The sequence below is a fragment of the Mesorhizobium mediterraneum genome (assembly GCF_002284565.1).
Classification (GTDB): Bacteria; Pseudomonadota; Alphaproteobacteria; order Rhizobiales; family Rhizobiaceae; genus Mesorhizobium; species Mesorhizobium mediterraneum.
The window spans coordinates 69433-89122 of the sequence record NZ_NPKI01000004.1; the positions used below are offsets into that span (position 1 = coordinate 69433).

The 19690-nt window shown below is 62.1% G+C and carries 21 protein-coding genes and 2 pseudogenes; 7 read left to right on the forward strand and 16 right to left on the reverse strand.

The window, feature by feature from the left end:
- Nucleotides 1–8: 8 nt before the first annotated feature.
- The 5 genes from CIT25_RS02085 (at nt 9) to CIT25_RS02105 (ending at nt 4874) form a co-directional block, all read left to right on the forward strand.
- Complete coding sequence (locus tag CIT25_RS02085) at nt 9–731, forward strand: M15 family metallopeptidase (RefSeq protein WP_095482916.1); 723 nt, start codon at nt 9–11, stop codon at nt 729–731.
- Nucleotides 732–975: 244 nt separating this feature from the next.
- Nucleotides 976–2004 (forward strand): sulfate ABC transporter substrate-binding protein, encoded by a 1029-nt coding sequence (locus CIT25_RS02090; RefSeq protein WP_095482917.1) that lies wholly within the window; start codon nt 976–978, stop codon nt 2002–2004.
- A 32-nt stretch (nt 2005–2036) separates the two neighbouring features.
- Complete coding sequence (gene cysT, locus CIT25_RS02095) at nt 2037–2888, forward strand: sulfate ABC transporter permease subunit CysT (protein ID WP_095482918.1); 852 nt, start codon at nt 2037–2039, stop codon at nt 2886–2888.
- Nucleotides 2881–3765 (forward strand): sulfate ABC transporter permease subunit CysW, encoded by an 885-nt coding sequence (gene cysW, locus CIT25_RS02100; RefSeq protein WP_095482919.1) that lies wholly within the window; start codon nt 2881–2883, stop codon nt 3763–3765. The genes cysT and cysW overlap by 8 nt, the downstream gene beginning before the upstream one ends.
- Before the next feature lie 68 nt (nt 3766–3833).
- Complete coding sequence (locus CIT25_RS02105; RefSeq protein ID WP_095482920.1) at nt 3834–4874, forward strand: sulfate/molybdate ABC transporter ATP-binding protein; 1041 nt, start codon at nt 3834–3836, stop codon at nt 4872–4874.
- Nucleotides 4875–4941: 67 nt separating this feature from the next.
- On the opposite strand, the gene CIT25_RS02110 is transcribed toward CIT25_RS02105, so the two are convergent.
- Together CIT25_RS02110 and CIT25_RS02115 are read right to left on the reverse strand one after the other, a co-directional pair.
- Nucleotides 4942–5418, reverse strand: coding sequence for a GNAT family N-acetyltransferase (locus tag CIT25_RS02110; protein ID WP_095482921.1), 477 nt, complete (start codon nt 5416–5418; stop codon nt 4942–4944).
- On the reverse strand, nt 5418–5699 hold the full coding sequence (locus tag CIT25_RS02115) for a type II toxin-antitoxin system TacA family antitoxin (protein ID WP_095482922.1): 282 nt from the start codon (nt 5697–5699) through the stop codon (nt 5418–5420). The genes CIT25_RS02110 and CIT25_RS02115 overlap by 1 nt, the downstream gene beginning before the upstream one ends.
- Before the next feature lie 271 nt (nt 5700–5970).
- On the opposite strand from CIT25_RS02115, the gene CIT25_RS02120 reads away from it, so the two are divergent.
- Entirely contained in the window at nt 5971–6957 is a 987-nt protein-coding gene (locus CIT25_RS02120; protein ID WP_095482923.1) for a sulfate ABC transporter substrate-binding protein, read from the forward strand.
- 251 nt (nt 6958–7208) lie between these two features.
- Entirely contained in the window at nt 7209–7658 is a 450-nt protein-coding gene (locus CIT25_RS02130) for an RrF2 family transcriptional regulator (protein WP_006202816.1), read from the forward strand.
- A 72-nt stretch (nt 7659–7730) separates the two neighbouring features.
- Here the strand turns inward: CIT25_RS02130 and CIT25_RS37085 are convergent.
- From CIT25_RS37085 to CIT25_RS02200, 14 genes and pseudogenes are all read right to left on the reverse strand, one after another.
- A pseudogene (locus CIT25_RS37085) lies at nt 7731–7868 on the reverse strand (IS5/IS1182 family transposase); the annotation flags it as partial.
- 102 nt (nt 7869–7970) lie between these two features.
- Nucleotides 7971–8519: a dihydrofolate reductase family protein gene (locus CIT25_RS02140; protein ID WP_095482925.1), complete on the reverse strand. Its 549-nt coding sequence runs from the start codon at nt 8517–8519 to the stop codon at nt 7971–7973.
- A gap of 222 nt (nt 8520–8741) precedes the next feature.
- Nucleotides 8742–9668, reverse strand: coding sequence for an SRPBCC family protein (locus CIT25_RS02145; protein WP_095482926.1), 927 nt, complete (start codon nt 9666–9668; stop codon nt 8742–8744).
- Nucleotides 9665–10006: an ArsR/SmtB family transcription factor gene (locus tag CIT25_RS02150; protein ID WP_095482948.1), complete on the reverse strand. Its 342-nt coding sequence runs from the start codon at nt 10004–10006 to the stop codon at nt 9665–9667. The genes CIT25_RS02145 and CIT25_RS02150 overlap by 4 nt, the downstream gene beginning before the upstream one ends.
- A gap of 274 nt (nt 10007–10280) precedes the next feature.
- Nucleotides 10281–10829 carry a gluconokinase gene (locus tag CIT25_RS02155; protein WP_425351726.1) on the reverse strand — a complete coding sequence of 183 codons (549 nt, stop codon included), beginning with the start codon at nt 10827–10829 and terminating at the stop codon, nt 10281–10283.
- A gap of 7 nt (nt 10830–10836) precedes the next feature.
- A complete protein-coding gene (locus CIT25_RS02160) occupies nt 10837–11823 on the reverse strand; it encodes an ABC transporter permease (RefSeq protein WP_095482949.1) in 987 nt (328 codons plus the stop codon).
- Entirely contained in the window at nt 11820–12800 is a 981-nt protein-coding gene (locus CIT25_RS02165) for an ABC transporter permease (protein WP_095482928.1), read from the reverse strand. The genes CIT25_RS02160 and CIT25_RS02165 overlap by 4 nt, the downstream gene beginning before the upstream one ends.
- Entirely contained in the window at nt 12797–14389 is a 1593-nt protein-coding gene (locus tag CIT25_RS02170; RefSeq protein ID WP_245329740.1) for a sugar ABC transporter ATP-binding protein, read from the reverse strand. Before CIT25_RS02170 ends, CIT25_RS02165 begins: the two co-directional genes overlap by 4 nt.
- A 71-nt stretch (nt 14390–14460) precedes the next feature.
- Nucleotides 14461–15585: a sugar ABC transporter substrate-binding protein gene (locus CIT25_RS02175; RefSeq protein ID WP_095482929.1), complete on the reverse strand. Its 1125-nt coding sequence runs from the start codon at nt 15583–15585 to the stop codon at nt 14461–14463.
- Nucleotides 15586–15883: 298 nt separating this feature from the next.
- Entirely contained in the window at nt 15884–16912 is a 1029-nt protein-coding gene (gntR, locus tag CIT25_RS02180) for an HTH-type transcriptional regulator GntR (RefSeq protein ID WP_095482930.1), read from the reverse strand.
- A 237-nt stretch (nt 16913–17149) separates the two neighbouring features.
- Nucleotides 17150–17365 (reverse strand): hypothetical protein, encoded by a 216-nt coding sequence (locus CIT25_RS02185; protein WP_095482931.1) that lies wholly within the window; start codon nt 17363–17365, stop codon nt 17150–17152.
- A 128-nt stretch (nt 17366–17493) separates the two neighbouring features.
- Nucleotides 17494–17904 carry an SRPBCC family protein gene (locus CIT25_RS02190; protein WP_095482932.1) on the reverse strand — a complete coding sequence of 137 codons (411 nt, stop codon included), beginning with the start codon at nt 17902–17904 and terminating at the stop codon, nt 17494–17496.
- Entirely contained in the window at nt 17901–18224 is a 324-nt protein-coding gene (locus tag CIT25_RS02195) for an ArsR/SmtB family transcription factor (protein ID WP_095482933.1), read from the reverse strand. The genes CIT25_RS02190 and CIT25_RS02195 overlap by 4 nt, the downstream gene beginning before the upstream one ends.
- 314 nt (nt 18225–18538) lie before the next feature.
- Nucleotides 18539–19509, reverse strand: a pseudogene (locus CIT25_RS02200) (squalene cyclase).
- Nucleotides 19510–19690: the final 181 nt, after the last annotated feature.

Genomic DNA, 19690 nt, shown 5'->3' on the forward strand with positions numbered 1-19690 from the left:
TGAATAGAATGCGCCAAGCGATTCAACGCATTGCGTTTTGCGCCCTGCTGTCGGCTGCCGGCATTGTCCCCGTCTTTTGCGCAGACCTCCCCGCCGGCTTCGTTCGGCTGGCCGACATCGATCGCACCATCCGCCAGGACATCCGCTACGCCGGTCTCGACAACTTCCTGCACCGCAAGGCGGCCGGCTACGACGCGCCGGTATGCATACTCACCGGGCGAGCGGCGGAAGCGCTTTCCGGCGTCCAGAAATTGGTTGCCGCCGAGGGGCTGACGCTGGTCGTCTTCGACTGCTACCGCCCTGCCCGCGCGGTCTCCGACATGGGCGAATGGACCAGGGAAGGCGGACCACCCGACCCGCAATGGTACCCGGCGGTCAAGCGCAAGGACCTCATCGCCAAAGGTTATATCGGCGAACTGTCGACCCATTCGCGCGGCTCGACCGTCGATGTCGCCATCGCGCGAACCGACCGCAACACCGCCCCGAAACCGGCCTGCGGTGTATCAGATGCCGACATGCTCGATTTCGGCACCGGCTTTGACTGTTTCGACCCAATGAGTGAAACGGCGCACCGTCCGCTCGCCGAGGAAGCAACCGCAAACCGCAAGAGGCTTGTAGAGGCCATGCGCGCCGGCGGCTTCAGGAATTATCCGCGCGAATGGTGGCACTTCACGCTGGAAAACGAGCCATTTCCGAAGCAGCGCTTCGATTTTCTCGTCACCGCCGACTGAACCAGTGGCCACCGCGAAAGCAAATCGCGCCCAGATCACATCCAGCCATTGCCGAGGCGCGACCTGTCTCTAGATAGATCGCTTCATGAGCCCGGATTCTGCACCCCGGCGTCGAGAGGAAAGAATTTCTTCGTGAGGCCAAAGATCAGCGAAAAATTGCTTCTGAGGGACAAAAAAAGCAACATTGAGTGCATCTAATTTCTACCAATTCGGTAGATTTGAGGTGATCTCAACGGAGGCGTAAATGACCAATCCTCATTTCAGGAAACTGCTCGGCGCCCTTGTCGCTGCATCGGTCCAATTCGGAACACTCGGTTTCGCGTTTGCCGATACCACCATTCTCAACGTGTCCTATGATCCGACGCGTGAGCTATACAAGCAATTCGACGAGGCCTTTGTCGCCCACTGGAAGGCCGAGACCGGTGAGACGGTAACCGTCCAGCAGTCGCATGGCGGGTCGGGCGCGCAGGCCCGCGCCGTGATCGACGGCCTCGACGCCGACGTGGTGACGCTGGCGCTCGAAGGCGACATCAACGCCATCGTCTCGAAATCGCAGAAGATCAATCCCGACTGGCGGACCAAGTTCGAGAACAATTCGGCGCCCTACACTTCGACCATCGTCTTCCTTGTCCGCAAGGGCAATCCGAAGGGCATCCAGGACTGGGGCGACCTCGTCAAGGACGACGTCCAGGTGATCACGCCGAACCCCAAGACTTCGGGCGGAGCGCGCTGGAACTATCTCGCCGCCTGGGCCTATGCCAACGCCAAGGATGGCGGCGACGAGGCCAAGACCAAGGAATTCGTCGGCAACCTCTACGCCCATGTTCCGGTGCTCGACACCGGCGCGCGCGGCTCAACGGTGACCTTCGCGCAAAAGGGCCTGGGCGACGTGCTGCTGGCCTGGGAAAACGAAGCCTATCTGGCGCTCGACGAGTTCGGCGCCGACAATTTCGATATCGTCTACCCGCCGACCTCGATCCTGGCTGAGCCGCCGGTCGCCGTGGTCGACGCCAATGTCGATGCCAAGGGCACGCGAAAAGTCGCCGAAGCCTATCTGGGCTATCTCTACTCCAAGGAAGGCCAGACGCTGATCGCCAAGAACCACTATCGCCCGTCGAAGCCCGATTTGGTGCCGGCGGAGGACCTCGCCAAACTGCCGGAGATCAAGCTGATCACCATCGACGATCCACTTTTTGGCGGTTGGAAGAAGGCGCAGCCTTACCATTTCGGCGACGGTGGTATATTCGACCAGATCTACAAGCCGGCCCAGTAGGCCTAACAAGCTAGACTCTAGATCAGGACGACATGACCACAGCACCCGCAAAAGCGGGGTGGCGGTTCAGACAGCCGAGCGTCATTCCGGGTTTCGGATTGACGCTCGGCTTCTCTCTTGCCTACCTCACGCTCATCATCCTCATCCCCCTTTCCGGGCTGATCTGGCGATCGGCCGCGCTCGGCTGGGCCGATTTCTGGGCGATCGCCACCGATCGCCGCACCGTCAACGCGCTTGAAATCAGTTTTGGCACCGCTTTCATTGCCGCCGCGGTCAATGTCGTCTTCGGCACGATCGTCGCCTGGGTGCTGGTGCGCTACAACTTTCCTGGCCGCCGCATCGTCGATGCAATGGTCGACCTGCCCTTCGCGCTGCCGACGGCGGTCGCAGGCATCGCGCTGACCACGCTCTACGCGCCGAATGGCTGGCTCGGCAGCCTGCTGGCACCGCTCGGCATCAAGGTCGCCTACACGCCGCTCGGCATCGTCATCGCGCTGATCTTCATCGGTCTGCCTTTTGTCGTGCGCACCGTCCAGCCGATCATGGAGGAGATCGACAAGGAGGTGGAGGAAGTGGCCGCGACGCTCGGCGCCAACCGCTTCCAGACCATCGCCCGGGTTCTGCTTCCGGGCCTCGCGCCCGCCATTGTCACCGGTTTCGCACTGGCTTTCGCGCGCGGTGTCGGTGAGTACGGCTCGGTCATCTTCATTGCCGGCAACCTGCCTTACAAATCCGAGATCGCGCCGCTGCTGATCGTCATCCGGCTGGAGGAATACAATTATGCGGCGGCGACCGCGATCGCGGCAATCATGCTCGCTTTGTCGTTTGTGATGCTGCTGGTCATCAATCTGGTGCAGACGTGGAGCCGTAAGCGCTATGGCTGACCCGGAGATCAAATCCTACGCACCGCACCACGAAAGCCAGTCGGCGGCAGTGACCGAAAGCCGCCCGGCGAAAGCCGTGCTGATGATCGTTACCTTTGCCTTCCTCGGCATTTTCCTGCTCTTGCCGCTGATCGTCGTCTTCAACGAAGCCTTCGCAAAAGGTCTCGGCGCTTACACGGAGGCGCTGACCAACCCAGACACGCGCTCGGCGATCCATCTGACACTGCTGGTGGCGGCGATCTCGGTGCCGCTCAATGTCGTCTTCGGCATCTCCGCCGCTTGGGCGATCGCCAAATTCGAGTTCAAGGGCAAGGCCTTCCTGACCACGCTCATCGACCTGCCGTTTTCGGTCTCGCCGGTCATTTCCGGCTTGGTCTATGTGCTTTTGTTCGGCGCGCAAGGCCTGCTCGGCGCCTGGCTGAAGGCGCATGGCATCGTCATCCTGTTTGCCGTGCCGGGCATCGTGCTCGCCACCATCTTCGTCACCTTCCCCTTTGTCGCCCGCGAACTGATCCCGTTGATGCAGGAACAGGGCAATGGCGACGAGGAGGCAGCGCTGTCGCTCGGCGCCAATGGCTGGCAGGCTTTCTGGTACGTGACGCTGCCCAACGTCAAATGGGGGCTGCTCTACGGCGTGCTGTTGTGCAATGCCCGCGCCATGGGCGAGTTCGGCGCGGTGTCGGTGGTGTCCGGCCACATACGCGGGCTGACCAACACCATGCCGCTGCATGTCGAAATCCTCTACAATGAGTACAACGCCGCCGCCGCCTTCGCCGTCGCTTCGCTACTCGCGGGCCTGGCGCTCGTCACGCTGGTCTTGAAAACACTTCTCGAAATGCGCTACGGCGCCGAGATCGCCGCGACGCGCGGACATTAATGCCTGTTGCCCAAAAGTGTATAGCGGTTTTGGGATAACGACATGCATCGACAAAAAAGGGACGGTTGATGGAAGTTCGCGTTGCCAACGTGCGCAAGGAGTTTGAGCGGTTTCCCGCCCTCCACGATGTTTCGCTCGACATCAAGTCCGGCGAGCTGATCGCGCTGCTCGGGCCTTCCGGCTCCGGCAAGACGACGCTGCTCAGGCTGATCGCCGGACTGGAGCGACCGACGAGGGGAAAGATATTCTTCGGTGAGGAGGACGCGTCGCAAAAGTCGATCCAGGAGCGTAATGTCGGCTTCGTCTTCCAGCACTATGCGCTGTTTCGCCATATGACGGTCGCCGACAATATCGGCTTCGGACTCAAGGTCCGGCACGGGCCGACACGCCCGTCCGCGCAGGAAATCCGCCGCCGGGCCTCCGAGCTTCTCGACCTCGTCCAGCTTTCCGGCTTGGAAAAACGCTATCCGGCGCAGCTTTCGGGCGGCCAGCGCCAGCGCGTGGCGCTTGCCCGCGCCATGGCGATCGAACCGGCTGTGCTTTTGCTGGACGAGCCGTTCGGCGCGCTCGATGCCCAGGTCCGCCGCGAGTTGCGGCGCTGGCTGCGCGACATCCACGACGCCACCGGCCACACCACGGTCTTCGTCACCCATGACCAGGAAGAAGCGCTGGAGCTTGCCGACCGCGTGGTGGTGATGAGCCAGGGCCGCATCGAGCAGGTCGGCACCGCCGATGAAATCTACGACACGCCGAATTCGCCCTTCGTCTACGGCTTCATCGGCGAATCGAGCTCGCTTCCCGTCAAGGTCGAGGACGGCCAGGTCTGGATCGCCGATCGCCCGATCGGCCTCTCCGCGACACAGGCGCCGCAAGGCGAAGCGACGCTGTTCTTCCGCCCGCACGATGTCGAGCTGGTGGACGAATGCAATGGCTGCATCGCCGGCACGGTCGCCGCCAGCCGCCGCGTCGCCGGCACCAGACGCGTGGAGCTCGAAATCGGCGGCGAGCGTCAGCGGGTCGAGATCGAGCTGCCCGTCGACCACCCAGCGGCGCAGAAAAGCCGGGTGGCGTTCCGGCCGCGGCGCTGGAAGCTTTTTCCGGCCGCTTAGCCGCAAGGCGATGGTGAATCCGGCTGATGGTGGTCGCCTCTTCATGCTGAGCGACATCGACTACCTTTCAACGCGCCTTTAGCGAGAGCACCAGGGTCATCGGATTTTTTGGGGAAGCCGCAAAGCCGTAGTGCTCATAGAAAGCTTTCGCTTCAGCCGATATGGCATGAACAAAAATGCCGCGAATCCCGAGGATCGTCGCGGCATGGCCAGTGCGCAGAACGGCATCTTGCAAGAGCGCTGCGCCTAGCCCCTTCCCTTGCCAGCTTGCGTCCACGGCGAGACGCCCGAGGACAGCCATAGGGACGGGATCCGGCATGTTGCGGCGAATGGCGCCTGGCGCTTCCGCAAGATCAAGCCCACCCGAGGACAGACAGTAGTAGCCGACAACGCGCACGCCTTCCGTTACGACATAAGTGCGCGACGCGCCGCTGACCTGGTTGGCCCGCGCCCTGCGGCGAAGCCATTGATCCAGGCTCTCGGTCCCGCTTTGGAATAGTTCGAGATCGTGGTTGTCGGCAAGAGGCGTGGGCGCCGACAGCATCAGCCCTGCCAGGGCTTGGGCGCATTCATAAGGCGTGCAAAACCTTCGCCGCTCGGTGGCTCGTCAAGAATGTCGAGATAGTGTTGGTAACTCTCGGGATCGACCTTGATCAGCGCTTGATCGAGCAACGTGTCCTCGGCCGCGCGGTAGGCGGCATCGATCATAAAGTCGGAGCGGGTTTTACCGCGTATTTTCGCGGCGCGGTCAATCAGAACTCGCACATCCTCTCGGATGCGCAGATTGACAGGCTTGGCGTGGGTTTCAGGTGCAGTTTTTGTCATTGAGGACTCCTCTTTCCCACCATAACACTCCGCATACACAATGTGTATCTATTTCATTGCCTCACTAGGAAGGTGATTGGAAAAGCACCGGCGGTGTGGCGGGAACACACCGAAATGACTCTGCTTGGAAGAAAATCCTAGCAATGGGCTGTCTCGGCAATCTTTTTTCTCACAGCAACACCATAGATCCGGCTTGCATGCCTCGTCGTCTCGGGCATCGTCCGATTATTCTGCGGCATTCGACAAACGACATTTTCAGGAGCCCGTTTTCATGAAGCGATTTTTGCTTGGCGTCGCCACATTGGCCGGTCTGTTCCTGGCATCCTCCCAAGCCTGGTCGGCCGACAAATTATTGAACGCGTCCTACGATGTCGGCCGCGAATTGTTTGCGCAGGTCAACAAGGCCTTCATCGCTGGGCACCCCGGCGTCACCATCGATCAGTCGCATGCCGGGACGTCGGCGCAGGCGCGCGCCATCGCCGAGGGGCTCGGCGCCGATGTCGTCACCTTCAACCAGGTCCTCGACATCGACTTTCTGGTCTCGAAGGGTCTTATCTCCGCCGACTGGCAAAAAGACTTCCCCGACAATGCCTCGCCTTTCTATTCGCTGCCGTCCTTTTTGGTGCGCGCCGGCAATCCGAAGAACATCAAGGATTGGAACGATCTCGTGCGCGACGACGTCCAGGTGATCTTCCCCAATCCAAAAACGTCGGGCAATGCGCGCTACACCTATCTCGCGGCCACCGCCTACGCCAAGGAGGCCTTCAAGGGCGATGACGCCAAGGTGAAGGAATTCGTCACCAAACTCTTCAACAACGTGCCGATCTTCGACAGCGGCGGACGCGCCGCCACCACCACCTTCGTGCAGCGAGAAATCGGCGACGTGCTGATCACCTTCGAGTCGGAAACCCGCGGCATCAGCAGGGAGTATGGCGAGGACAAGTTCCAGCAGGTGACGCCTTCGGTCAGCCTGTTGGCGGAGTTTCCGGTGGCGATCGTCGACACGGTCGCCGACGAGCACGGCACACGCGATCTCGCCAAGACCTATCTCGACTTCCTCTATACGCAGGAGGGCCAGGACATCGCCGCCCGCAACGGCCTGCGGGCCCGCGACGCGGCGGTCGCGGCCAAATACACGGCTGAGTTTCCCGATGTCCGCCTGCTGACGGTGGAAGATGTCTTCGGCGGCTGGGCCAAGGTCCAGGCCGAGCATTTCGCCGCGGGCGGATTGCTCGACCAGACCTACGGCAGTCGCTGAAGCAAGCGATCTTCGAACTGAAACGAAAGTCGGCTTTTGCCGGCTTTCTTCGTTTTTCGCTCCGGAAAGGTGATTTCCCGCTTTCCGGGCGCCTGCCATCCAAAAACGTTACGAAGAATCAACGCGTTTGCGCGCAATGTGTCAGCAGGCGGCTTGTCTGCGCGAACGGCATCGCAAGGCTCAACCGTCATGATTTGCACACAAACAGCCGCCAGACGCGGGTGGTTGGGGCTTCATGGGTTGACTCGGGCATGCTGACCAAAAAAGGCAAATACGGCCTCAAGGCCCTCGTGCATCTGTCCGGCCTGCCGGTCGGCCAGCTCGCATTCGTCAATGACATTGCGGTCGCCAACAACATCCCGAAGAAATTCCTGGATGCCATTCTGGGCGAGTTACGCAATGCCGGCTTCGTCCAGAGCCGCAAGGGCAAGGAGGGCGGCTATCGCCTCGCGCGGCCGGCCTCCGAGATCAAGATCGGCCATGTCGTGCGTGTCCTCGACGGGCCGCTGGCGCCGATCCCTTGCGCCAGCCGCACGCAGTACCAGCGTTGCGAGGATTGCGACGAGGCGACCTGCCAGGTCAGGCACATGATGCTGGAGGTGCGCCAGGCGATCGCCGAGGTGCTGGACAATCGCAGCCTCGCCGCCATGCGCGATGCCGACAATGACGATTTTCCGGTCGAACTGACGTCGCAGATCTAATCTAAATTTAGGCCGTAGACTCATAAGCGCGGAGCCAAAGCCGCATTGACCGACACAATGATCTGGAACCTCCTTTTTTGCTGTCACAGCCCGCTGATGGGCGCGAACGGAGGTTCTGTCGATCATCTGGATCTCGCCGTCGTGCGCAGCCGTGATACACTCCATCAGTCGGCCCCACACGCCTGCCTTCCGCCATCGCACGAAGCGGTCGACGGCGGCTGCGCCCCTTGGCCGCCGATCGTCTGGAGCGCGCCGCTTCCGCAGGCCCTCCATTTCGACAAGCCTAGTTGACGGGAAAGAGCGGATCGATCGTCATTGTCTGCTCTCCGGCGCGTAATGGAGGATGACAACACCTGACTTGAGCGTCCTCGTCTCCAGATGCTTCAGGGGTATCCGGTTCGGGCCGCCCTTGAAGAGCGGCGTGCCTCTCCCGAGAATGACGGGGTTGATCCCGAGGTGATACTCGTCGATCAGGCCGTGCTCCATCAGGCTCGCCGTGAGGTCGGCGCTGCCGAACACGAAGATGTCTCCGCCGTCCCTGGTCTTCAGCTTGGAGACTTCTTCCGCGACATTGCCGTTGAAGAGCTTCGTGTTGTTCCAGTCGGCGCTTTTCAGCGTGCGCGAGAAGACCACCTTCTCGATCTTGTTCATGAAATCCGCGATCCAGCCTTGCTCGGACGGCCAATAGGCTGCCATGAGCTCGTAGGTCACGCGACCGAAGATCAGCGTGTCGGCCTTTTCCTGGGTCTCACGAATGTAGTTCTCAAGTTCTTCTTCGAAGACGAACCAACTGATGTCCCTGTCCGGACCTTCGAAGAAGCCGTCGACGGTCACCATGTCCCATATGATCAGTTTTCTCATAGAACCCTCCTCTTCGTGTATCCCTTTGTGAATTCTCGGCCCTATCCCGCGAATCGGAAGCGCATGTTGGTGATTTGCCCCGCTTCCGAGATCTCGGTCTTCTCCAGCCTGACCGGCTCCATGCCTTCTGACTGAAGAGGCGGATGCCGACGCCGATGAGGACGGGCGCGACACGGATGAGGACCTCGTCCACAAGCCTAATTCGGCGCGAGTCGCAGCACCTCAGCGGGATGCGACGAAGCGTTCCAGTTTGCCCAGAGTTTGCAGTCCCAGCTCCACGGCACCGAAGCCCTTCGCCTCCTGGAACTCGGCAGCCGTGCTGAATACCATGCCCAGCGTTACCTTCGTCGCCCCGTCCTGATCCTCGAACGAGGCCCAGGCGTCGGCATGTTTCGGCCCGTTTTCGCCCCAATGCAGCGTATAGCCGATCCTCTCCTCGGGCCGGACCTCGTTATAGAGATGGTGGTTCGGGAAGACCGTGCCGTCACGCGCGATCATGTCGAATACCCATTCGCCGCCCGTTCGCAAGTCGATCCTCTTCGTTCGACAGGAGAAGCCTTCCGGCCCCCACCATTGCGGCAGCGTTTCAGGGTTCATCCACGCGCCCCACACGATGGACCGCGGCGCCTGAATCACCCGCTGCAGTACCATGGCCCGTTCAGCCGCGCCCGCGAGGTTGTCTAGTCCCGCGCCGAAGCCTTCCCGATAGCCTGCCTCCATGTCCTCCGCCAGCGAGGAAAGCTGCACCGTCACGACCAACCGGCTGCGCTCGTCCGCACCTTCGAAATCGGCTGTCACCAGCGCTGCTGATTGCGTCACGCCTTCGGACGAGACCACCTCGTAGTTCACGCTGCACAGCGCCGGCTGCAACGCCAGCCAGCCGCACTCGCAGCGGATGTCCGAATGGCCCTCTATCTTGCAGAGCGAGACCTCGCGTCCACCCACCCTGGTATCGACCTCCAAGAACTCCACGGTGACCGAGGGCGATGGCGCAGCCCAGATCGCCCGCGCGGCCGGAGCCGTCCATGCCTCCCATAGTACGGCCAGTGGCGCGCCCACGTCCCGTTCGAAGGTGAGCGTCGCAAAGCGGCCCTTCCTTTCATCAGGCACCGCATGGGTCGCACTGTTTGTAGCGAGGTTCTGTGTCATTCTGCGCGCTCCTTCATCACATTCATCACAAATGCGTCCAACCGGTCGAGCCGAGCTTCCCAGATGGCCCGCTGTTCATCGAGCCATGTCCGCGCTGGGTCCAGAGCCTCGGGCACGATGGCGCAGGTGCGTATCCGCCCGTCCTTGGAGGTGGAGATCAACCCAGCCTCCTCCAGCACAGAAAGGTGCCGCATCACCGTGGGCAGACGCAGTCCCGTCGGACCAGCCAAATCCGTCACCCGCGCAGGCCTTTCGGCGAGTCGAGTCAGGATCGACCGACGGGTCGGATCGGCCAGAGCGTGGAAGAGCAGCGATAGATCGGGATAATGCTTAGCCATGTCGCTAACTATCGCCCACTTTTCCGGTGGCGCAAGCGAAAACTTCGTCAAGTCGCTAAGTTTTTTTCCCAACGCGCCGAGTTCTCGGAGTAGGCGGCTTACATTGCCGATTCCGCTGAGAAGTTGCTCGCAGCGATGCGAGCGCAGGCCGATGCCTGCAATCGAAGACAAATTCCTGAAGCCGCCAGTCCGCTTCCCACCAATCTCAGCCGTTCGCGTTTTATGGGTTCACGGACTGGCACCCTGAAAGCGAGAGCCGCGCCGGCGAGCCGGCTCATGAATTCGCCTCGAACAGGCTCACGGCGTCGGCGACAATGTCGGCGATCGGGCGCGTCGCATCGAGCGTCACTGCGTTCTCGTCGGCTGCCGGCGCTTCAAGCGTGGCGAACTGGCTGTCGACCAGGCTTGCCGGCATGAAATGGCCCTGGCGGGAGCCGACGCGCTGCTTGGCGGTCGCTGGATCGATTTCCAGATAGAGGAAAACGATATCCTGGCAAAAGCCACGCAGGCGCTCGCGGTAGCTGCGCTTCAGCGCCGAGCAGGCGGCGACGACACCTTGCCCATCGCCGACCGATCCCGCAATGCGCCGGCCGATCGCGTCGAGCCAGCCTTCACGCAATGCGTCGGTCAGCGGCTCACCGCTTGCCATCCGCGCGACGTTTTCCGGCGGATGCAGCCTGTCGCCCTCGACGAAGATGGCGCCCAACGCTGCGGCCAGCGCTTCGCCGACGGCCGACTTGCCACAGCCGGCAACGCCCATCACCACGACGGCCGGTGCGGACCGGACGGGATCCCTCTGCAATTGTGCTGCCTTTTCGTCCACGATGCGGTCAGCGGCTGGCCGGCGCGCGGCCGTAAAGCAGGAGCATGGCGACGATGACGACGCCGTAGATGATCTGCCGCCCCGCCTCAGGCATCTGCATGACCGAAAGGATGGATTGCAGGAGCGTGATCAGGATGACGCCCGCGACGGTGCCGAGATAGGAGCCGCGGCCGCCGAGGATCGAGGTGCCGCCAAGCACGACCGCTGCTATCGACGGCAGAAGATAGGCATCGCCCATCGACTGTGCCGCCTTGGAGGCGTAGCCGGCCAGAAGCACGCCACCGAAGGCCGAGAGGCCGCCGGACGCGGCGAAGGCGATCAGCACCACGCGCCGCGTGTCGATGCCGGAGAGGTAGGCGGCGCGCTCGCGGTTGCCGATGCCGTAGACCGTGCGGCCGAAGCCGGTGCGGGTCAGCACGAAGACCATCGCAGCACCGATCAGCGCCCAGATGATGACTGCGTTGGGCACGCCCGGAATGGCAAAGCCGGTCGCCAGATCGCGCATCGCCCGGGTCGCCGAATCCTGCGGCGAGAAGCCGCCCGTATAGACCACCATCAGCCCTTGCGCGACGGCGTTGGTGGCGAGCGTGATGATCATCGAGGGAATGCGCAGATAAGCGACGCCGATACCGTTGACGATGCCGATCGCGACACCGCAGAAAATGCCGAACGGGATCGCCAGCGCCACGCCGACCGGGCCGTAGGCGGCCGCCGCACAGGCCATCATCGCGCCTGCCGCCACCGACCACGGCACCGACAGGTCGATCTGGCCGAGCAGGATGACCAGCATCATGCCAGTGGCGATGACGCCGAGAAACGAGGCGACCTTGAGCTGCTGCAGCAGATATTCCGGCGACAGGAAGCTGCGCGAATAGAGGCTGCCGACAAACAGCAGCAGCACGATGCAGGCGAAGGCGGTCAGCACCGCGGGGTCGGCGCGGCGAATGAATTTCGGCATGCGTCCGGCGATGCCGCCTGTTATCGGTTCGCTCACAGGAACCACTCCAGCCGGTTGCGGACCCTGAACAGGGCGAAGGCGCCGAGGCTGACCGCGATCAGCAGGATGACGCCCTGGAACAGCGGCTGCCAGAGTGGATCGAAATCGAAGACGAAGAGCAGGTCGCCGATGGTACGAAACGCGAGCGCCCCAAAAATCGCGCCGATGGCGCTGCCCTTGCCGCCGAACAATGAGACGCCGCCAAGCACCACGGCGGCGATGGAAAACAGCGTATAGGCATTGCCGCTGGCATAGGCCGCCTCGCCCGTATAGGTGAAGAAGGTCAGGAACAATCCGCCGATCGCGGCCAGCAGGCCGGCCAGCGCATAAGCGGCGAATTTGCCGCGGCGGATCGGCACGCCGGACATGTAGGCGGCCATCTCCGACGATCCGGCCGCGTAGGCCGCACGGCCGAGCACCGAGCGGCTGAACGGCACCCAGACGACGAGCACGACGGCCAGCAGCACCACCAGGCTCGCCGGCACCACGCCGAACAGCCGCCCGGTCAGCGCGTCGGCGAGATCCTCGTTGACCGAGCCGCCCGGGAAGGGTCTCAGCAGCAGTGCGATGCCGTAATAGACCGCACCGGTGGCGATGGTGGTGACGATCGGCTGCAGCCGTCCGTAGATGACGATGGCGCCGTTGATCGCCCCGCACAGCAGCCCGGTGCCGAGCACCGCGACGACGCCGAAGGCGGTCTCGATACCGGTGCCGACGACCAGCCATGAGGCCAGGCAGTTGGTCAGCAGAAAGATCATGCCGACGGAAAGGTCGATGCCGGCGGTGATCACCACCAGCGTCTGCGCCATGGCGACGAAGGCGAGCAGCACGCCCTTGTTCGAGGCCGTCTGCACGACATTGGCGGTAAAGCCCGCCGGATGGTTCGAGGTGTAGATCGTGAACATCACGATGAAGATGCCGAACGCCAGCAGCGTTCCGCGTTGTTCGGCAAGCCAGTAACGCCAGTCCTTCACGCGTCCGCTCCTCGGGCTGGCGTTTTCGCCATGCCTCGGGCTGGCGTCTTCGCCATGCCTCTGACAGCCATCTCTTCGCCATGGATGTTGAGTGCGCTGGCGATCAGCGCCCGCTCGGTGATCTCGGCGCCGACCAGCTCGCGCTTGACCGCCCCGTCATAGAGCACCAGCACCCGGTCGCAGCAGCCGATCAGCTCGTCATAGTCGGTGGAGTAAAACAGGATCGCCGCACCTTGGTCGGCGAGCTTGCGCATCAGCTGATAGAGCTCCTGCTTGGTGCCGACATCGATGCCCCGCGTCGGGTCGTTGAGCAGGATGATGCGCGGCTGCCGCATCAGCCATTTGGCGATGACGACCTTCTGCTGGTTGCCGCCGGACAGCGCGCCGACTGGAATATCGAGGCCTGCCGTCTTGATCGCCAGCAGAGCGACCATGTCGTCGATCAGCCGCTGCTCGGCGGCACGGTCGATGATGCCCGCCCTGGAAAGCCGGTCGAGCGCTGCGAAGGAGAGGTTTTCGCGTACCGTCATCGGCAGCATCAGGCCTTCCGTCTTGCGATCCTCCGGGATCAGCGCCATGCCGATCCGGTCATCGCGCGCCGCGGCCGGGCTGGCGATGGTCGCCGGTCTGCCATCGATCAATATCTGGCCGCTGAGGCCGCGAAGCACGCCGAAGAAGGCGAGCAGCAATTCGCGCTGACCCTGGCCGTCGAGACCGCCGAGACCGACGACCTCGCCTGCCCCGACCGACAGCGAGATATTGTCCAACCGGTCGGTCCAGGACAGTTTTCGCGCCTCCAGCACCGGAGCGGCGGTGGCCGGCGCGCGCACCGGTTTTGGTGGGAAGATGTGGCTGTATTCGCGGCCGATCATCAGCTCGACGACTTCGTTGTCGCTCTTCGTGCCTGCAGCGTAGCTGGCGACATTGCGGCCGTTGCGGAACACCGTGCACTGGTCGGCCAGCTCGGCGATCTCGTTCATCCGATGCGAGATGTAGAGCAGCGCCAGCCCTTCCGAGCGCAGCCGCTTCAAGACGCCGAATATCTTGGCGACGTCGGCCGCGGTGAGCGCCGAGGTAGCCTCGTCGAGGATCAGGATGCGAGGCTTCCTGGCAAGTGCTTTGGCGATCTCGACTATCTGCCTTCTTGAAAGAGGAAGGTCCTTGACCAACGCCAGCGGGTGGATGTCGGCGGCGCCCGCGCGCGCCAGCGCCTCCTCCGCGATGCGGCGCTGCGCCTTGCGGTCGATCATGCCGAAGCGCTTGGGCGGATCGGAAATAACGATGTTATCGGCGACGCTGAGTTCGGGGACGAGCGACAGTTCCTGGAAGATGCAGACGATGCCGGCCTGGTTGGCAGCGGCCGGCGACGCGAAGGTCACCTCGCTTCCGTCCAGCATCATGCGGCCTTCGTCAGGCGCGACGACGCCGGCCATGACCTTGATCAGCGTCGATTTGCCGGCGCCGTTTTCGCCGAGGATGGCGTGGATGCTGCCCGACGTGACCGAAAGCTTGGCCTTTTCCAGCGCCCGCACACCGCCATAGCGCTTGGATATGCCCTCCATGCGGAAGAGCGGAACCGCACCGTCCATCGGCCCCTCCCAAGGCGCTTGTTTTTCGGGACCGGCGCCGCGGGATTATCCCGAGGCGCCGAGCGATCACTCTATTGGTTTTCCTTGCTCTGGCCCATGATTTCCTGCGCGGTGAAATTGATGCCGCAGGTCGGGAAGGAATTTCCGACGAAGAAATTGTCGGACTGGTCGGGGAAATAGTCTTGGCCTTCCTTGAAGTTCGGATCCTCGACGATCGCCAGCGGCAGCTTCACCGCTTGCGGGATGACCTGGCCTTCGAGCGCTGCGATCGCCGTCTTGATGGCGACCGCCACCTGGGCGGGCCCGGTTCCGGCCGACGAGCATTTCAGCCCGTCTGCGGCAAACTTGGCGCAGAATTTGCGGAAGCCATTCTCCGTTTCGCCGCCGAACGGCACGAACGGATGCTTGGCATCCATCATCGCCTGGACGATGCCGGTGTCGCCGCCCTGCCCGGTGACGCCGTCGAAGGGACCGTTAGTGGCGATCGCGTCGGCCGAGGCCTTTTGCGCCACGCCATCATCCCATTTGCCGACGACTTCGGTGACCTCCCACTTCTTGCCTGAAGCATCGAGGACCTCGTGGATGCCATTGTGGCGGTCGGTGTCGACCGACGTGCCGGCAACGCCGCGCACCTCGAGGATCTTGCCACCATTGGGAATATGCTTGATCAGCCAGTTGGCCCACAACTCGCCAAGGCCTTTCTGGTCGACATTGACGTTGATGGCGTCCTTGGTGTCGAGAATATTGTCGAAAGCGACCAGCACGACGCCGGCTTCCTTGGCGCGCTTGATAACCGGTCCGAAAGCCGTCGGATTCTGCGCGTTGACGACGATCGCGTCATAGCCGGAATCGATGAAGTTGTTGATCGCCGAAATCTGCGCCGGCACGTCTTCGCCGGTCGAGACGACTTTGAATTCTTTCAGTTTGGCGGCGACCTCCGGCTGCGCCGCATAGGCCTTCGCCGTCTGCACCATCTGGATGCGCCAGGTGTTGGCGATGTAGCCATTGGCGAGCGCAATGCGGTATGGGCCTTCCTTTTTAGGAAATTTGAAGAACTGCGTATCGGCGGCCCATGGCGCAAAGCAGTCCGGCTCGGCGGACGGGCCCGTGACGATTTCGGGTTCGGCGAGCGCCGACGAACTCAGCATGACGAATGCAGTGGCGGCAACGATGCCACCAACGAGTGACTTGATCATCGATATTCCTCCCAGTTGCAGTTTCTGATTGTTCTTACGCGTCTCGCGCGTTTGGCCCGGCACCTCCCGCCTTGCCCGTCGCGCTGTTTCAGGTGGCCGAATGCCGACCCGATCTCCTCCCTTGCCGCACGGCAACCGAAGTAAAAACTATCATATTATACATAATAAACAAGGATGAGCTGTCGCTTATATATAATAAACAAACTTCGGTCTTTGCCGCGAGTTTCGCCCAGAGGCGGACGGTAGCGCTACCATGACGTAGTGTAAAGCGGCATTTCGCAACGCCTGCAAAGCGCTTTCAGCGGGCCGTGCTCTCGCGGCGCTTGAGTTCGAAGCCGAGGTCGACGACCGGCTCTTGCGGCCGCCTGCCTGCAATCGCCGCCAGCGCCATGGCGACCGACCGCCGGCCGATCTCGTAGCGAGGCGTCCGGACGCTGGTGACGGATGGAAAAGCCACTTCCATCATGTCGAGATCGTTGAAGCCTGTGATGCCGATCGTCTTCGGCACCGCGATCGAGGCGCGATGGCACTCGAACAGCACGCCGAGCGCGATATCGTCATTGTTGCAGAAAACCGCGTCGAGCGTCGGCACCTTGGCCAACGCGTCGCGAAACAGTTCGCGCCCGAGCGTCACGCTGGACGGCACCGGCGTGGTGGTGACCAGCCGCGCGTCGAACAAACCGGCCGCCTCCATCGCCGCGCGATAGCCGGCCAGACGCCGCTGCGAGCGCGGGTCCATGCGCGCGCCGATGAAGCCGATGCGGCGATAGCCCATTTCGATCATGTGCTCCGTCGCCGCCTTGCCGCCGTCGAAATGCGAGAAGCCGACCATCATGTCGACCGGATCAGGGCCGGTCTCCATGACCTGCACCACCGGGCAGCCCGCCGTCTCGAGCAGTCTTCGCGAAATTGGCGTCTGGTCGATGCCCGCCACGATCAGCGCCGCGGGGCGCTGCGGGCCGAAAACCTGCAGCAGCCGTTCCTCCTCGAGGCCGGAATAATGGGTGTTGCCGAGCTGGATGCGGTAGGAGCTGTCGGACAGGCTGTCATAGATGCCGCGCAGCACTTCGGCAAAGACGCTGTTGGTGAGCGACGGCACCAGCACGCCAAAGACTTCGGCGCGCGCCGAAGCCAGCGCTCGCGCATTCGGGTCGGGCAAATAGCCGAGCTCATCGACGGCCGCCTGGATCTGGCGGCGCAAATCTTCCGAGACACGCTCCGGCTCACGCAGGGCGCGCGATACAGTGATGGCGCCGACACCGGCCTTGCGCGCGACGTCGGCGATGGTCGGACGGCCGCCGCCGCGGCGCGAGCGCGGTTTGGTCACAGCCTTGCCCCGAACGTCGCACCTTCGCCGAAGCGCGGCCGCGAAATGCTATTCAGCGTCTTTGCCACTGTCGCCATGCCAACCCATGCTTGCCAGAGATTATGGCTGCCGCCTGGCGTCGCGCAGCCTTACCCCATTGTCAAGCGAACGGGCCAGGACTGCTGATCGAACTCGCGTAGGTCTCAGTTTGAATTTCGGCTGTGGGTGGATTTGCAGGTGTCTTCTCGTCCATCGCCTCTATGCCGTGCGTCGTCTGCTGCTGCGCCACCTGTCGGCATAGGGCAACGCGAACAAGTACAGACCGCTGAGCATGAGCAAGGCGAGCGGGATCAGCGGCATCAGGTATACCCAGTAGGCGGGCTCCACACCTACGCCCAACGTGATGAAGATGGCGGCGACGACCGCCGTAAAAATGATCGACAGCCAGCGGTGGAATTGCCGAATCCAGTTCATGAGGACCTCCCCTGAAGACGAGCCGAAGCGGATCGGGCGACCCGCTTGGCCTTGCAACCTTGTTTGATTTGATGGACGTCTTGTTGGCCATTGCGTTCTTCGCAGATGCCTGTTGGTGCCGGCGCGCCTCACTCTATCCGCGCCAGGACCTGCTCCAGGTTCGCAAAGAACCGCTGCCAGCCGTATTTTGCGCCCTGGTAGTACTGTTGCTGATCCGGCCGGAAACCCATCTGCTCCATGCGCAGATGGGTCCCTGTGCTCGTAGGGGTGAGCGTCCACGTGACGACACTTTTGAGATCCTTGGTATCCCAGCTGTAGGACAGCGACTTGTTGGGCTCGACTGCCTGGACCTGACAGTCGACCGCCCCCCAGTCCGCGCTAAGATTGAAACGGTGACCCTCATCTGGCTTGAAATCGTTCTTCATCAGCCACTCCTCGATCAGGTGCGATTGCGTGAGCGCGCGCCAAATCTTTTCCGGCGGAAAAGCGACCTCCCGTTCGACAACGACGGAGCGCGTTTCGGTCGCAGTATTGGTCATTGGTCCATCCTTTTGAGCAGATCCTCGAGGTCGTCGAACCGGCTTTTCCAGAACCCGGTCATTTGGTTTGTCCAGTCGATCAGCGGGGCCAAGGCGCCGAGCTCCGCGCTATAGTGCGTGTTGCGGCCTTCGTGGCGGTCGCGCACCAGCCCGGCCTGCTTCAGCACCCCAAGATGCTTTGACACGGCCGGTTGCGAGACCCCGGCCCGAGCCGTCAGGGCCACGACCGTCTGGTCTCCATCGCGACACAGCCGCTCGAAGATGGCCCGTCGCGTCGGATCGGCAAGCGTTCTGAAAAGGATTTCGTGGGGCTGCGGCATCGCGATCGATAACTCATTGGCTATTGATGAACCAATAACCGACGAGATATGTGTAAGTCAAGCAGGAACGTGGACCGGCAGCAGCGTCACAGGAGCCGCCGGCCATGTCTTGCTACCACCGATTGCGGACTGCTATCGATTAATCAGCAAGCTTCCACTCGGGGTAGCATCAGGTCGTAGCGGGAACGGCAGGTTTGGGAAGCTCCATGAAGGTCGATGGCGCAACCCAAGCCGGCCAAAGCATCTGGCCTCCGTACAGTCTCCGAGCGTTCTACCTCGCCGTTGAGTGGACGGCAGTCCTCCACTGAACGATTTTATGCGCGCTGCTTCCACCATTTGAGCACCCGCATTGCACGGAGGGTCACCCACTTGGACGCTTGCCCGGGCCGGCGTCGACCTCGAACCATACCTGCCCTTTAGGAGTCCAGTCGAGGGGCCAAGTGCCATCTGCCAGGCACTTGGAGCGGAGGCGGGCGATGGCGTCGGCAAGCGGCGGATCAGGTTCGGCACCAGTAAGCATGGACGCGGAACGGAAATAGTCCAGCGCACGCAGTATGTCGTAATGCCAGCGGTTGGGGTGATGGAGACACAGAAACTGATCGTCCGCAGGGTTTCCCGAGCTTAGACGTCGGAAGAGGCTACGCTCCAAAAGGAACGACTCTCCAGATTGGCGAGCTTCTCTGGATTCGGATGTGCCGCCGGTCGCCTTCTCATACTCCAACAGCCCTTCCAGCACATTGATCGTGGTGTGGAACGACGAGCGGATCGAACCATTGGCCCTCTCGCAATTCCAACCGCCGTCATCGAGACGCTCGCCAAGCAGCCGAACAACAATGGATGAAATATCGGCTCCAAAATATGCACCATCAGCAACAGTTCGCCCGTTGATGCACTCTTCAACTTCCCCCTCCCAATAGGGCTGGCCACCCTCATCCCAGCGCGAGTTGAGGCCAACCAGCTCGACGATCCGCTTCGCACGATCCGACGATGGGTCGAAACCAAACTCGCGAAGCTGCGAGAGCGAGAAGGTTGTTGCCGTCCAAGGCTGGCCGAACTTTTCCCAGTCTTGAGGTTTGAAACCGCGCGGGACAAAAGAGCCTGCCGCCCATTGCCCGTCCTCATCTTGGCAAGCCAGAAGCTTGGCTCCCCAGCCAATGGGTTCGATCTTGGCCCGTTCAGCCGCCCACTCCGGTACCGGAGTATCGAGGAGGTCGCGCATCACCTGCCAGCGGATCGCTGGGTCGGAATCGAGAAGCCAAGCAATCACATCGCCTGCGGCAGTCATCTGAGCCGTCCAGTTGCCAACTTAAAATCAACATTACAGCGTGCATCGCTAGTAGGCACAGCCGACGTCTGCAATGGTGGGCGAAATTCGAACTGAGACACCAACCCAAACTCGCGATCCGTTGCTAAATGACGGCAGATATGCTAGATATTTGGGCATGGTGCTGATTTGCGCCAGCAAC

Coding starts and splice junctions, on each gene's coding strand:
- CIT25_RS02085 (WP_095482916.1), top strand. CDS start 9: ATGCGCCAAGCGATTCAACGCATTGCGTTTTGCGCCCTGCTGTCGGCT.
- CIT25_RS02090 (WP_095482917.1), top strand. CDS start 976: ATGACCAATCCTCATTTCAGGAAACTGCTCGGCGCCCTTGTCGCTGCA.
- cysT (WP_095482918.1), top strand. CDS start 2,037: ATGACCACAGCACCCGCAAAAGCGGGGTGGCGGTTCAGACAGCCGAGC.
- cysW (WP_095482919.1), top strand. CDS start 2,881: ATGGCTGACCCGGAGATCAAATCCTACGCACCGCACCACGAAAGCCAG.
- CIT25_RS02105 (WP_095482920.1), top strand. CDS start 3,834: ATGGAAGTTCGCGTTGCCAACGTGCGCAAGGAGTTTGAGCGGTTTCCC.
- CIT25_RS02110 (WP_095482921.1), bottom strand. CDS start 5,418: ATGCTGTCGGCGCCCACGCCTCTTGCCGACAACCACGATCTCGAACTA.
- CIT25_RS02115 (WP_095482922.1), bottom strand. CDS start 5,699: ATGACAAAAACTGCACCTGAAACCCACGCCAAGCCTGTCAATCTGCGC.
- CIT25_RS02120 (WP_095482923.1), top strand. CDS start 5,971: ATGAAGCGATTTTTGCTTGGCGTCGCCACATTGGCCGGTCTGTTCCTG.
- CIT25_RS02130 (WP_006202816.1), top strand. CDS start 7,209: ATGCTGACCAAAAAAGGCAAATACGGCCTCAAGGCCCTCGTGCATCTG.
- CIT25_RS02140 (WP_095482925.1), bottom strand. CDS start 8,519: ATGAGAAAACTGATCATATGGGACATGGTGACCGTCGACGGCTTCTTC.
- CIT25_RS02145 (WP_095482926.1), bottom strand. CDS start 9,668: ATGACACAGAACCTCGCTACAAACAGTGCGACCCATGCGGTGCCTGAT.
- CIT25_RS02150 (WP_095482948.1), bottom strand. CDS start 10,006: ATGGCTAAGCATTATCCCGATCTATCGCTGCTCTTCCACGCTCTGGCC.
- CIT25_RS02170 (WP_245329740.1), bottom strand. CDS start 14,389: ATGGACGGTGCGGTTCCGCTCTTCCGCATGGAGGGCATATCCAAGCGC.
- CIT25_RS02175 (WP_095482929.1), bottom strand. CDS start 15,585: ATGATCAAGTCACTCGTTGGTGGCATCGTTGCCGCCACTGCATTCGTC.
- CIT25_RS02185 (WP_095482931.1), bottom strand. CDS start 17,365: ATGAACTGGATTCGGCAATTCCACCGCTGGCTGTCGATCATTTTTACG.
- CIT25_RS02190 (WP_095482932.1), bottom strand. CDS start 17,904: ATGACCAATACTGCGACCGAAACGCGCTCCGTCGTTGTCGAACGGGAG.
- CIT25_RS02195 (WP_095482933.1), bottom strand. CDS start 18,224: ATGCCGCAGCCCCACGAAATCCTTTTCAGAACGCTTGCCGATCCGACG.